This window comes from Streptomyces sp. NPDC001781, from assembly GCF_053596035.1.
Genome location: NZ_JBSFFI010000008.1, coordinates 199593 through 212284, shown reverse-complemented (window position 1 = coordinate 212284; position 12692 = coordinate 199593). Strand labels below are relative to the sequence as shown.

9 protein-coding genes and 1 pseudogene are annotated in these 12692 nt (G+C 74.2%); 5 read left to right on the top strand and 5 right to left on the bottom strand.

Annotation, left to right across the window (positions count from 1 at the left end):
• Window positions 1-152: 152 nt before the first annotated feature.
• Both ACWCV3_RS10625 and ACWCV3_RS10620 read right to left on the bottom strand, forming a co-directional pair.
• The gene (locus ACWCV3_RS10625; protein WP_451221427.1) at window positions 153-1442 is read right to left on the bottom strand and encodes an ROK family protein; all 1290 of its coding nucleotides are present in this window, start codon (window positions 1440-1442) and stop codon (window positions 153-155) included.
• A 125-nt stretch (window positions 1443-1567) separates the two neighbouring features.
• Window positions 1568-4741, bottom strand: coding sequence for a bifunctional cytochrome P450/NADPH--P450 reductase (locus ACWCV3_RS10620; RefSeq protein ID WP_451221424.1), 3174 nt, complete (start codon window positions 4739-4741; stop codon window positions 1568-1570).
• A 271-nt stretch (window positions 4742-5012) separates the two neighbouring features.
• Between ACWCV3_RS10620 and ACWCV3_RS10615 the strand changes: the two genes are divergently transcribed.
• From ACWCV3_RS10615 to ACWCV3_RS10600, 4 genes are all read left to right on the top strand, one after another.
• A complete protein-coding gene (locus ACWCV3_RS10615) occupies window positions 5013-5609 on the top strand; it encodes a PAS domain S-box protein (RefSeq protein WP_451221508.1) in 597 nt (198 codons plus the stop codon).
• Between the two features lie 102 nt (window positions 5610-5711).
• Window positions 5712-6206, top strand: coding sequence for an FBP domain-containing protein (locus ACWCV3_RS10610; protein WP_451221421.1), 495 nt, complete (start codon window positions 5712-5714; stop codon window positions 6204-6206).
• Window positions 6207-6281: 75 nt separating this feature from the next.
• The gene (locus tag ACWCV3_RS10605) at window positions 6282-7562 is read left to right on the top strand and encodes an FUSC family protein (RefSeq protein WP_451221418.1); all 1281 of its coding nucleotides are present in this window, start codon (window positions 6282-6284) and stop codon (window positions 7560-7562) included.
• A gap of 132 nt (window positions 7563-7694) precedes the next feature.
• A complete protein-coding gene (locus tag ACWCV3_RS10600; protein ID WP_451221415.1) occupies window positions 7695-8879 on the top strand; it encodes a lactonase family protein in 1185 nt (394 codons plus the stop codon).
• On the opposite strand, the pseudogene ACWCV3_RS10595 reads toward ACWCV3_RS10600, so the two are convergent.
• A pseudogene (locus tag ACWCV3_RS10595) lies at window positions 8856-9583 on the bottom strand (hypothetical protein); the annotation flags it as partial. The gene ACWCV3_RS10600 and the pseudogene ACWCV3_RS10595 overlap by 24 nt on opposite strands.
• Before the next feature lie 65 nt (window positions 9584-9648).
• Window positions 9649-10254, bottom strand: coding sequence for a TetR/AcrR family transcriptional regulator (locus tag ACWCV3_RS10590; protein ID WP_451221412.1), 606 nt, complete (start codon window positions 10252-10254; stop codon window positions 9649-9651).
• Between the two features lie 132 nt (window positions 10255-10386).
• Here ACWCV3_RS10590 and ACWCV3_RS10585 point away from each other — a divergent pair, with 132 nt between their 5' ends.
• On the top strand, window positions 10387-11904 hold the full coding sequence (locus ACWCV3_RS10585) for a cytochrome P450 (protein ID WP_451221409.1): 1518 nt from the start codon (window positions 10387-10389) through the stop codon (window positions 11902-11904).
• Here ACWCV3_RS10585 and ACWCV3_RS10580 read toward each other — a convergent pair.
• Window positions 11866-12684: a pentapeptide repeat-containing protein gene (locus tag ACWCV3_RS10580; protein WP_451221406.1), complete on the bottom strand. Its 819-nt coding sequence runs from the start codon at window positions 12682-12684 to the stop codon at window positions 11866-11868. The genes ACWCV3_RS10585 and ACWCV3_RS10580 overlap by 39 nt on opposite strands.
• Window positions 12685-12692 lie beyond the last annotated feature (8 nt).

Sequence of the window (12692 nt, the reverse complement as noted above, 5' to 3'; positions counted from 1 at the left end):
GACCCGGATCACCTCGCTGACGGGAACGTCACCCTCCGGTTGCCCGTTGAACGACATGTGGACGCGGGACCGCCCTGACCTGGACCCCGTCCGCGACGGACCGCCCCGGTCGTGATTCCCCCGTCACGGCCGGGGCATCTTCGTGCCCGGGCTCAGCGCGGGATGCGCTCGTCCAGCGCGGCCCGCCAGGCGGGCGGCCGGTTCTCGGACGCCGTTTCGGCGCGGCGGCCGCCCCGGCCGAAGAAGTCGGCCAGCGGCAGGATGGCCGCGCCCACGGTGACCGCGTCGGGGCCGAGCCGTCCCAGGTCGATGGTGACCCGGTCCGCCGGGTGCCTGAGCGCGTAGGTGGCCGCGTGCCGGCGTACCGAGGGCAGGAAGCGGGTGCCGAGCTGGAGCCCGGCCCAGCCGCCGATGAGGATGCGCTCGGGCTGGAAGAGGTTGATCAGGTCGGAGAGGCCCGCGCCCAGGTACTCGGCGGTCTCCTCCAGCACGGCGAGCGCGACCGGGTCGGGTGCCGCGTCGCCGGCCGGGTAGGCGGCGGCCAGCATCGCGGTGAGCGCGGTCTCCTCGTCGGTGCCCTCCGGCGGGCGCCCGCCCTGCTCCCGCCAGCGGGCCAGCAGCGACTCGGCGCCCGCGTACGCCTCCAGGCAGCCGGGCGCACCGCAGCGGCAGCGGCGTCCGCGCACCCTTACCGTCAGATGCCCCCATTCGACCGCGCGGCCGTGCTCCACCTCGGGGGTGACCAGGCAGGCGCCGACACCGGAGCCGAACAGCACCACCAGGGCGTTGCGGGCGCCGCGGCCGGCGCCGAACCACATCTCGGCCTGACCGAGCGTCTTGGCGCCGTTGTCGATGAAGCAGGGCACGGTCTCGGGCAGCCCCGAGGTCGCGCGGAGCAGCCGCTCCAGCGGGACGGCGTCCCAGCCGATGGTCTGGCCGTGCACCACCGCGCCCCGGTCGGCGGTGTGCTCCACGATGCCGGGTACGCCCACCCCGGCCCCGAGCAGCCGTTCGGGCCTCGCGGCACCGGCGGCCAGCACCTCGGCGACACCGTCCCGGATGTGGCCGGTGATGTCGTCCACGTCGTATCCGGGGCGGGTCAGCGGACGCTCGGCGCGGGCCAGTTCGGTGAGGGCGAGGTCGAACAGCTCGACGCGGACGCGGGTCTCGCCGACGTCCACGCCGATCATCTGGCCGCTGTGCGGGGCCACCCGGAGCAGGGTGCGCGGGCGGCCTCCGTCGGAGTCGACGCTGCCGGCCTCCTCCACGAGTCCGTCCGCGATCAGATCGGCCACGACGTTGCTCACCGAGCCGGAGCTGAGTCCGGTGGCCGGGCCCAGTTCGAAGCGGCTGAGGGGGCCGTCGAAGTACAGCTTGTGCAGCACGGCCGTGCGGTTGCCCCGCCTCAGATCGCGTACCGTGCGCCCGTTCCGCCCCGCCATGTGGCCCCTTCCGACCCGTGCCCGACCTGCAACATACCCTTCGTCGCAGGCCGGGCACGACTTCGCGGTCCCCCTTATTTCATGCTGTGAGATTTCCAGGGGGTGCGGGTGGGGCGGGGTGCCGCTCAGCCGGCCGCGTACACGTCCTCCACATAGCGGCCGGTGCCGACCAGCTCGTCCAGCCATCGCGTCGCCGCCGCCTCGTCCGCGCCGGGGGTGCGCTCGCGATACAGGACACGGAACGCCTCACGGACTCCCGGTGCCATGCGGGCACCGTCGCCGCAGACATAGACCCTCGCCCCGGCGCCGAGCAGGTCCCAGACCTCGTCGGCCTCGGCGGCGATCCGGTGCTGGACGAAGCGCGCGCCGTCCACGGGGGCCGCGCTGAAGGCGGGGCGCAACGAGACCGCTCCGGCCTTCTCCGCGGCGCTCAGTTCGGCGGCGTGCAGATAGTCGGCGTCGGGGGCGTCGCAGCCGAAGTAGAGCAGGGCGGGCGGGAGTTCGGCGCCCTGCGCGCGGGCGGCCGCACGGTCCGTGACCACGCCGCGGAACGGGGCGAGGCCGGTGCCGGCCGCGATCAGCACGACCGGAGTGGAGGTGTCGGTGCGGAACGCCTCCCGGCAGGGCTGGACCCGGGCGTACACCGTGTCGCCGGGCTCCACACCGGCCAGGTGTCCCGAACCGGTGCCCCGGTAGCGGCCGTTGCCCGAGCGGGCCGGGGCGTCGAGCACGGAGACCATCAGGTCGGCGTGGCGCGGGTCGGCGGCCGGGGAGGAGGAGATGGAGTAGTGGCGCGGGCGCAGCGGGGTGAACAGGTCGAGCAGCCGGGGCCAGTCCAGGGCCTCGCGCAGGGCGGGGTGGTCCTCCAGCAGTTCGAGGAGGGTGCGCGGGTCGTCGCCGGTGAGGGCGGCGAGGGCGGCGCGCTCGGGCGGGCAGGGGTTGGCGGCGGCGAGCAGTTCGCGCTGGCGCGCGGTGGGCCGCTCCTGCAACTCGACGTGGCGCGTCAGGAGTTCGCGCACGGTGAGCGGGCGGTCCACGGCCAGGCCGTCGCGGCGCGGACGGGTGGCGCGGATGTCGAGCACCGTGTACGGGTCGGCGCCGAGCGCGGCGAGGGTCCGCTCCACGGTCTCGGTGGCGTTGACCGGCAGCACGGTGAGGTGGTCGGCGGTGCGGTAGGTGACGCCGTCGGGCAGGGCGACGCGCAGGAACCGCTTGGCGCGCGGGTGTCCGGGCGCGGTGAGGTCGTACGCCTCGGTGACGGTCATCGGGACCAGCTCGTGCCGATCGGCGAGGGCGTCCAGCGGGCCACCGGTCAGGGCGCGGACCTCGTAGGCGTTCTCGGGCTCGTCGGCCGGGGCGGTGGCGTCGGGGTCGCCGTACTCGGTCAGCAGGGCGGTGCGCAGCGCGGCCGTGTAGTCGCGGACGGCGCCGGTGAGGTCGCCGGAGGCGTCGGCGGCGGCGCGCGGGGTGAGCCGGGTGGCGCCCATCTCGGCGAGGCGGGCGTCGATGCGGGTCGGCATGTGCTGGTAGGTGGCGGCCCAGTTGCGGTCGCCGACGCCGAGGACGCTGTAGGTGACGCCGGTGAGGTCGTGCCCGCCCTCCAGCCAGGCGCTGAAGGCGACGGCGTCGTCGGTGGGGCGGCCGTTGTAGGAGGCGGCGGCGATGACGACGGGCCGGTCGGCGGGCAGGCCGTCGGCGTAGGCGTCCAGCGGGGCGACCTCGGTGGTGCAGCCGAGCCCGGCGGCCTCGTCCGCGAGCTGTCCGGCGAAGTCACGGCAGGTGCCGTAGTTGCTGCCGTGCAGGAACAGCGCGGCGGTGCCGGGGCGGACGCGGGCGGGCAGCACCCGGGTGTCGGTGTCCGCGGCGGGGGTCACGGCGGCGGCGCCCGGCAGCGGGGCGTGGACGCGGTCGGCGTCGGTGCGCGGGGTCAGGATGAGGGTGAAGCCCTCGGGCTTGAGGGTGAGGGTCTCCTTGATGTCAAGCGCGTAGCCGGCGTGGTCGTGCAGCCGGTAGCGGTGAACCAGCATGGCGAGCAGCATGGTCGCCTCGTGCAGCGCGAACTGCCGCCCGATACAGGCGCGTTCGCCGGTGCCGAAGGGCTTGAAGGCGTGCACCGGACGGGCCGCCTCCGCCTCGGCGGTGAAGCGGTCGGGGTCGAACAGCTCGGGGTTGTCACCCCAGACGGGCTGGCGGTGCAGCATCGGCGCCAGCACGTGGACGGCCTGCCCCGCGCGCAGCGGGATGCGCCCGCCGAGCAGCGTGTCCTCGCGGGCCTCCCTGCCGAAGGCGGCGGCGGTCGGCCACAGCCGGAGCGCCTCGTTGAGCACCTGCCGGGTGTAGGTGAGCCTGCCGATGTCGTCGTACGACGGCTCGGGGTCGGCGGCGTCGCCCCACAGGGCGTCGGCCTCCCGCTGGACCATGCGGAGCACGGCGGGGTGCTTGGCCAGGTAGTAGAGCGCGAAGGACATCGCGCCGGAGGTGGTCTCGTGGCCGGCGATGAGGAAGGTGATGACCTGGTTGCGGATGTTCGCCAGGTCGAGAGTCGCGCCGTCGGCGGGGTGCCGGGCGGTGAGCATGAGCCCGAGCAGGTCGGTGGCGTCGCTCTGGTCGGTGCCGGTGCGGGCGGCGATGACCTCGTCCACGACCCCGGCGAGGTAGTCGGCGTCCTTCCGGAAGGCGGCGTCGGCCGCGGTGTGGTCGCCGCCGGGCACCCGGGCCAGGCGGGTCATGCTCCACTCCAGGCACCGCACCATCGACTCGACGAAGGGGTGCGGCTCGGCGCGCTCGAAGGAGCCGAAGTCGTAGTCGAACCCGGCCAGGCCGATGGTGTCGAGCGTCATCCGGGTCATGTCGCCGGGGACGTCGACCGGCTGCCCGGCGCGGGCGGAGCGGTCCCATGCCTCGACGAGCCGCCGGGCCACCTTCAGCATCACCGGGTGGTAGGCGCGCATCGAGCCGAGCGCGAAGGCGGGCATCAGGATGTCGTGGGCCCTGGACCAGTTCGGCTCGTCGTTGTACGCGGTGAACAGGCCGTCGGAGGTGAAGGCGCGCACGTTCTCCAGCGCGGGCCCGATGTGCTTGGCGAACCGGTCCTCGTCGGCGAGGTCGGCGATCAGGTCGGCGTCGGCGACGAAGAGGGCCTCGCGCCCGTGCAGCCGGCGCACCAGCACCGGCCCGTGGGTCCGCATCAGCTCCATGACCTGCTGGATCGGGGTGCGGGTCGGCCCGGTGGCGGTGATGTCGACGACCGGCACTGAGGTGAGTGCGAGGGGCCCGGGGTGCGGTGCGGTGGGGGGCATGCGCGGCAACTGCCTTTCGCGGGACGGCGTTTCGCGTGGGGGGGCTGGCGTCTCCCAGCGTGCTCCAGCAATGGGGCACGCCCGTGCGCGGCCACTACACGAACGTGCAGTGGAAAGTGGGCGCGGGCTCTTGCGGACCGGTTCCGGATCGCGCCCCAGGTTGCCGCTGACCTGGGTTTTCGTCTTGGATGGCGGGGACGGCTCGGCACCTTGGGAGGCTGGCGTGGAGTGGGGGCAGGCGGATGCCGTGGTGTGGCGCAACCGGGCCCTGATGCTCTTCGACCGGGTCGCGGTGCCGGTCGCGGTCTGTGACGTGTACGGCAGGGTGCTGATGGCGAACCCGGCGATGGCCGCCGAGTGCGGTACGTCACCGGGACAGCTCAGCGGCCGCGACGTGCTGGAGCTGTTCCGTCCCGAGGAGGCGGGCCAGGTGGAGCGGATCGCGGAGGCGCTGCGACTGCGGCACCGCTCCCGCTACCAGGTGTCCGTGCGCTGGAACGCGCCCGGCGGGACGGAGCGGTACGGGGAGCTGACCGCCGACCCGGTGAGCGACTCCACGGACGAGACGCCGGCGCTGCTGGTGATGCTCCGGGTGCTCGGGGAGAGCGAGGAGGAACCCTCCGGCGGGCCCGCGCCCGTCACCCCGGTCGAGGGCGCGGTGCTGGCGCTGCTGGCCCGGGGCGCCACGACCGGCCGGGCCGCCCGTGAGCTGGGCCTGAGCCGGGACGGTGTGGCGTATCACCTGCGCCGCCTCTCGGCCCGCTGGCACGCGGCAAACCGCACCGAACTGGTCGCCCGCGCCTACGCGCAGGGCGTGCTGTCGCCCGGCGTCTGGCCGCCCCGGTTGCGGGGCGCCCAAGCCGAGTAGGGGACGGCACCCGGAAATCCGTTTGGCCCGGCACGCCGGCGCTCTATACCCTTGTAAACCTAGACCCCCTAGGCTCATGGCTACAACAGAAGGAATCCTCCGATGCGACCCCTCACCGAGCAGGACATCCGCGCCTCCTTCGTCAACTGCTCCAAGGGCGACGCCAAGCGGCTGACCGTGCCCCGCGACCTGACCGAACGCCCCTGGGACGACCTGGACTTCCTGGGCTGGCGCGATCCGGGCGCGCCCGACCGCAGCTATCTGGTCCTCGAACGCGGGACGGCCCTCGTCGGCATCGCGCTGCGCCACCCGACGGTCCGGCGCGGCTTCCAGCACCGCAGCATGTGCTCGGTGTGCCTGACGACCCATCGCGGCGGCGGTGTCTCCCTGATGACCGCCCGCAAGGCCGGGGCGGCGGGCCGCGAGGGCAACTCCGTCGGCGTGTACATGTGCGCCGACCTGGCGTGTTCCCTGTATGTCCGGGGGAAGAAGGTGCCGGAGTCGGGGAGCAGGTTCGAGGAGAGCCTCACGACGGAGGAGCAGATCGCCCGCGCGGGCGGCAACCTCGACGCCTTCGTCGATCGCCTGTACGTCTGAGGGCCGTCCCTCTCGCGTACACGGTGCTCGAACGGCCCCGTTCGGCACGGTTGCGGAAAGGGAAGACGCCAAAGGATGCCAGACCTACGGAAGTGGACGGACGCGCAGCGGCGACGCGAGTGGGCCGGCGCGCTGCGGCGCATGGTCGCGCGTCGCCGGGAGCCGGTGGTCGTCCAGACACTGCGGTCGGCCGCCGCGGCCACGGTCGCCTACGTGATCGCGCTCCGGCTCAGCCCGGAACCGGCACCGCTGACCGCGCCCCTGACGGCCCTGCTGGTCGTCCAGGTCACCTTCTTCGCCACCCTCACCAACGGCATCCGCCGCGTGAACGCCGTGGTGACGGGCGTGCTGGTCGCCATCGTCTTCAGCCTCCTGGTCGGTCTGACCTGGTGGAGCCTGGCCCTGTTGCTGGTGGCCGCGCTGAGTGTGGGTCACCTGGTGCGCGTGGACGAGTACGTGAACGAGGTGGCGATCAGCGCGATGCTCGTGCTCGGCGTCACGACGGTCGGATACACGGCGTGGGCGCGGATCGTGGAGACCCTGATCGGTGCCGTCATCGGCATGGCCTGCAATCTGCTGCTGCCGCCCCCGGTGTGGGTGGACGCGGCCGGGCGGTCCATCGAGTGGCTGGCCCGCCGGCTGCGCCAGCTCATGCTCCGGATGGGTGAGGAGGCGGCGGGCGCCATCCCCTGGCAGCGGGCGGCGGAACGGCTGCACGAGGCCCGCCGGCTGGACCACGACATCATTCAGGTGGACGCGGCCCTGCGGCAGGCCGAGGAGAGCCTCAGGCTCAACCCGCGCGTCAAGGAGGGCCTGCTGCACCGGGTGGTGCTGCGCACCGGCCTGGACACCCTGGAGATCTGCACGGTCGTCCTGCGGGTACTGGCCCGTTCCTTCACCGACCTGGCGAAGGCGCGCGGCGCCAAGGAGCTGTTCCCCCCGCCGATCGGGCAGACCGTGGAGCAGGTGCTCTCCGAGATCGCGGACGCCGTGGTGAGCTTCGCGGTCCTGGTGACCACCGACCTGAGCGCCAACGCCGAGTCGGCCGAGTCCCGGCTCACCGCCGAGCTGCACACCGCCGCCGCCACCCGCGACCGGCTCGCGGAGCAGCTCCTCACGCACGTCGGGGAGGACCCCGACGACTGGCAGTTGCTGGGCGCCGTCCTCACCGAGGTCAGCCGCATCATCGACGAGCTGGACACCGAGCACCGCAGCCGCCGCCTGCTGGAGGAACTGGACCGTGTCTCCCGCCAGCAGCGCGCGAAGATGCCCCGCGTGAACCGGCTGCGCCAGCGACTGGGCGTACAGGAGGACCTGTGGCGCAACCGTACGGGGGTCGGTGGGCGTTCTGGGTGAGGGGAGGCGCGACCGGTGGCGGGACGTTCGAGGGGGCGGGCCGGTCGACGCGCACCCCGTCTTGCCTTCGGCGGCCGGTCCGCGACAGGGTGGCCCGGGACCGCGGTGACGGATGAGCACTGGAGGGGCGGCATGGACCTGGACGCACGGACGGGCCGGGACGGCTGGAGCAGACGGCGCTTCGTCGGCGCCGTCGCGGGCACGGCCGCCGTCGTGGCGGTTCCCGCGCCCGCCGCGCCGCCTCCGGATCCCGCTCCGGTGGCGCGCCGCCGCAGGACCGCACCGGGGCCCCGCCCGCTGTACCTGGGCACCTACACCTCCGCCGAGGGCGGCGGCAAGGGTGTGACCGTGGCCGCTTACGACCCGGTCTCCGGCGCGGTCACAGAGGCGGGGCCGCCGGCCGAGATCCCGGACCCCTCGTACGTCACCGTCCATCCGGACGGGCACACGCTGTACGCGGTCGACGAGCGCGAGGACGGCGCGGTGACCGCGGTACGGCTGGCGGACGGGCACGTCCTGGGCAGCCGGAGCACGGGCGGCTCGGGGCCCTGCCATCTGTCGGTGCACCCGAGCGGCCGGTGGCTGCTGAGCGCGAACTACGGCTCGGGGAGTGTCGCCGTGCATCCCCTCGGCGCCTCGGGCGGGCCCGGTGAGCGCACGGCGCTGGTCACGCACGCCGACCCGGCGCCGGGACCGGGCCAGCGGGGCCCGCACGCACACCAGTTCATCACCAGCCCGGACGGCGGCCATGTGCTCTGCGTCGATCTGGGCACCGACACCGTCTACACCTACCGGCTGGACACCGGGCACGGCACGCTGAGCGAGGTGTCCCGTGCGCGCACCCGGCCCGGCGCGGGCCCGCGTCATCTGACGTTCCATCCGAACGGGCGGTACGCCTACCTGGCCAACGAGGTGGACGACACGGTGGCCGTCTGCGCGTACGACCCGGAGACCGGGCGGCTGACCGTGGGTGAGCCGCAGTCCTCCGGGGCGAGCGGGGAGGCCACCAACTACCCGGCGCAGTTCGTGGTGGCGCCGGACGGCGGTTTCGCGTTCCTCGCCAACCGGGGGCACGACAGTGTGGCCCGGTACGCCGTCGAGGAGGACGGCGCCCGGCTGCGGCTGCTCGACACGGTGCCGGTGGGCGGGGCCTTCCCCCGCCATCTGGCGCTCACCCCGGACGGCCGGCTTCTGTTCACGGCGAACCAGCGTTCCGGCACGGTGAGCGTGTTCCACGTCGACACCGGTACCGGGGCGCTCACCCGGGCGAATGAGCCGTTCGCGTCGCCGGGCGCCGTCTGCGTGGTGCCGCTGTAGGGAGCCCGGGCAGCCGGCGGTGCCTGCACGGGCGAGCAGTGCGCGCATCCACCCGGTGAGCCGTCGTCGGCGGGGGTGTGGAACGCCGGCCGTGGGTCGCCGTGCGCGCGGGTGCGCAGGGTGAGTCCGTGCCGATCCACCGCCAGCGGTGCCACGCGTGTCGCGGCGTGCAGGTTGTCCGGCCGGACGAGCCGGGTGAGCCGCTCGACGGGGTCCGGGTGGGAGTCGGCGAGGCGGGTGAGCGACCGCGCCTCGGCGGAGGCCGGTGGGTCGGACCGGGCGGCCGCGTGCTCCTCCGGGTCGATCAGCACCGCCCCAAAGGGGCGGCGCAGCACCTCGCGGGTGAGCGTGAACGGGAGCCGGGCGGCCCGCGCCGGGAGAACCGGCCGTCGAGCCACAGCCGGGCCCGGATGCGTCGGCGCACCGGTACGGGTGCCGTCGGCGAACTCCAGCACGGCGCCGTGCGCGCAGCGCGGCGGGGGCCGGGGCACCGTCTTCGGGCACCGTCGAGCAGCACACCGCCGTCGCCGCTCACTGTGTGCGCCGACGCACTCCTCCCGGGCGCCGTCCGCGGTCACGGCGCACGACCACGCGGTGGCGAGGACCGACCACGCCCGCTCCGCCGCTCCAGGTCCTGCCGCCCAGTCCTGCGTGTCACCCCTTCCGGGCCTCCCCGGGCAAGCCCTGCCCGGCTTGACAAAGATCCGGGTGCGCGCCGACCACACCGCCCAGGTCGGGCCGCAGGACCGCAGTCGCCCGGGACGGTCCGTCAGGCGATGGCGCCGAGCAGCGCCCGCGCGCACAGTTCGCGCACCTGGTCCCGGCCGGGCTCGCCCTCGCGCAGCCACTCCAGGCAGACGGCGGTGGTGAAGGCGAGCCAGCCGCGTACCGCGAGCCTGGCCTGCGGGGAGCCTTCGAAGGCGGGCCCGAACTCCGGGTCGGCGGCCAGCGCGGCGAGGATCTGCCGCTCCTGCGCGGCCAGCGCCCGCCGGTAGACCCGGCGCACGGCCTGGTCCCCGGCCGCGTCGGCGCGGTGGAAGGCGCGGAAGCCGTGGGCGTGCGCCTCGACGTACCCCAGGTAGGCGTCCAGGCCGGCGCCCAGCTGCTCACGGACCGGGAGGCCGGGCACCGCAGCGGTCATCCGGAGCATGCGCTCGCTCTCCCGCTCCACCACGGCGGCGAAGAAGTCCCGTTTCGCCGGAAAGTAGTGGTACAGCAGACCCCGTGAGACCCCGGCGATCTCGGCGACCCGCTCGATCCACACGTCGTCGTACGCGCTCTCGGAGAACAGGCGCGCCCCGACCGACAGGAGTTGCTCGCGCCGCTCCTCGGTGCTCAGCCGGCGCCGGGCGCGTTCCCCCTGGTTGGCGGCCATGCCGTCACCCTACTGGACACGTTGCTTGACGCGGGTTCAGCGGGCGGACCAGACTGCCGACACTATTGAACTCGCGTTCAACACGCGGGTGGTGGACGGGCAACGGGCCGCCGGATCAAGGGAGATCGCGTCATGGCCGAGACGACGGGGGCGGGGCTGCCCAAGGGCTTCCGCGGTGCCGAGCAGGGCTGGCCGGAACTGGACCGCATCCCGCATCCGCCCCGCAGGCTGCCGCTGCTCGGCGACGTGCTGGGCGTCGACCGGCGCACTCCACTCCAGGACTCGATGCGCCTGGCCCGCGAGCTGGGCCCGATCTTCCGGCGCCGGGTCCTGGACCGGGAGTTCGTGTTCCTGTGGGGCGCGAAGCTGGCCGCCGACATGGCGGACGAGACCCGGTTCGCCAAGCACGTCGGTCTCGGGGTGGCCAACCTGCGCCCGGTCGCCGGGGACGGCCTGTTCACGGCGTACAACCACGAGCCCAACTGGCAGTTGGCGCACGACGTGCTCGCGCCCGGCTTCAGCCGGGAGGCGATGGCCGGGTACCACTCGATGATGCTGGCGGTCGCCGGCCGGCTGACCGGCCACTGGGACCGTGAACTGGCCGCCGGGCGCACGGTGGACGTGCCCGGCGACATGACCCGGCTGACACTGGAGACCATCGCCCGCACCGGCTTCGGGCACGACTTCGGGTCCTTCGAGCGCGACCGGCCGCACCCCTTCGTCACCGCCATGGTCGGCACCCTGGCCTACGCCCAGCGGCTCAACAGCCTTCCGGTGCCGCCGCTGCTCCAGCGGAGGGCCGCCCGGCGCAACGCCGCCGACATCGCCTGTCTGGACGACACGGTCGACGCGCTGGTGGCCGAGCGCCGCCGCTCCGGACGCGGGGACGGCGACCTGCTGGACCGCATGCTGGAGACGGCCCACCCCGAGACCGGCGAGCGGCTGTCGGCGGAGAACGTCCGCAAGCAGGTGATCACGTTCCTGGTCGCGGGCCACGAGACCACCTCCGGTGCCCTGTCCTTCGCCCTGTACTACCTGGCGAAGCACCCCGAGGTCGCCGCTCGCGCCCGCGCCGAGGTGGACCGTGTCTGGGGCGACACCCCGGAGCCGGGCTACGACCAGGTGGCCAGGCTGCGCTACCTGCGCCGGGTACTGGACGAGTCGCTGCGCCTGTGGCCGACCGCGCCGGCCTTCGCCCGCGAGGCCACCCGGGACACCGTGCTGGCCGGGGAGCACCCGATGCGACGGGGCGGCTGGGCCCTGGTACTCACGCCGATGCTGCACCGCGATCCCGGGGTCTGGGGTGAGGACGCCGAGCGATTCGACCCGGACCGCTTCGACGCCAGCGCGGTACGGGCCCGCCCGCCGCACACCTTCAAGCCGTTCGGCACAGGTGCCCGGGCCTGCGTGGGACGCCAGTTCGCGCTGCACGAAGCCACGCTGGTGCTCGGCCTGCTGCTGCGCCGCTACGAGCTGATCCCCGACCCCGGCTACCGCCTGAGGGTCACCGAGCGCCTGACGCTGATGCCGGACGGCCTGCGCCTGGGCCTGGAGCGCCGGAAGACCCCCGCCGCCGCACCGACGGCCGGCGCGCCCCAGCCGGACGCCGGTTCAGCGGAAGGACGCCCAGTGCGCGGGACGGACGAGTGAGCCCGGCAGCCGGGTGCCGGGTCCCCCTCGGGCGGCGTTGACCTGGGGCTGGGTGAGGAACAGCGCGCCGGTGAGGTCGGCGTCGGTCAGGTCGGCGCCCCGGAGGTCCGCGCCGATCAGGTCGGTGTGCCGCAGATCGGCTCCGGTCAGGTCGGCCGCGATGAGGCAGGCGCCGCGCAGACTGACCCCGCGCAGGTCGGCTCCCGCGAGCTTCGCGCCCGCCAGATCCGCGCCCCGCCGGTCCCGGCCCTTCTTCCGGCCACTGCGGACCAGCTCCGAAGCTCGTAGCAGGAGTTCCGCCACGTCGTGCCAGTGGGCGGCCGGGTCCAGCACGGCCAGCTCCTCCGGCTCCTGCGCGGCGAGGCGCTCGGTCTCCTCCCGCGCGCGGCGCAGCTCCGGGTGGAGGGGCGAGGCGGCCTCGAGACCGATCGCCTCGGTGAGGTACCGGAGCAGCTCGTGCAGGCGCCGGACCACCGGGAACACCTCGAACATCAGCCGGGCGTGCTTCTTGCCGCCGGTGCGCCAGTCCCGGCCGCCGAAGGTGACCTGGGAGACGCGCTGGCCCGCGCCGAAGCAGTCGTAGACCGTGCATCCGGCGTAGCCCTTGGCGCGCAGTTCGGTGTGGATGCCGCAGGCGTGGTCCTCGCGCAGGTTGGCGCAGGGCTTCCCGGCGGGCTTGTCGTGCGCGAAGTCGGCGGAGCGGGCGAAGGGCAGGGCGACGCAGCAGAGGCCGAAGCAGTTGGCGCAGTCGGCGGCGAGAAGGGGTATGTGATCAGACATCGCAGCCA

Bases quoted from the DNA above. Each gene is read 5' to 3' on its own strand.
- ACWCV3_RS10625 (WP_451221427.1), bottom strand. From the start codon at position 1,442: ATGGCGGGGCGGAACGGGCGCACGGTACGCGATCTGAGGCGGGGCAAC.
- ACWCV3_RS10605 (WP_451221418.1), top strand. From the start codon at position 6,282: ATGCCAGACCTACGGAAGTGGACGGACGCGCAGCGGCGACGCGAGTGG.
- ACWCV3_RS10580 (WP_451221406.1), bottom strand. From the start codon at position 12,684: ATGTCTGATCACATACCCCTTCTCGCCGCCGACTGCGCCAACTGCTTC.
- ACWCV3_RS10615 (WP_451221508.1), top strand. From the start codon at position 5,013: ATGCTCTTCGACCGGGTCGCGGTGCCGGTCGCGGTCTGTGACGTGTAC.
- ACWCV3_RS10590 (WP_451221412.1), bottom strand. From the start codon at position 10,254: ATGGCCGCCAACCAGGGGGAACGCGCCCGGCGCCGGCTGAGCACCGAG.
- ACWCV3_RS10600 (WP_451221415.1), top strand. From the start codon at position 7,695: ATGGACCTGGACGCACGGACGGGCCGGGACGGCTGGAGCAGACGGCGC.
- ACWCV3_RS10585 (WP_451221409.1), top strand. From the start codon at position 10,387: ATGGCCGAGACGACGGGGGCGGGGCTGCCCAAGGGCTTCCGCGGTGCC.
- ACWCV3_RS10610 (WP_451221421.1), top strand. From the start codon at position 5,712: ATGCGACCCCTCACCGAGCAGGACATCCGCGCCTCCTTCGTCAACTGC.
- ACWCV3_RS10620 (WP_451221424.1), bottom strand. From the start codon at position 4,741: ATGCCCCCCACCGCACCGCACCCCGGGCCCCTCGCACTCACCTCAGTG.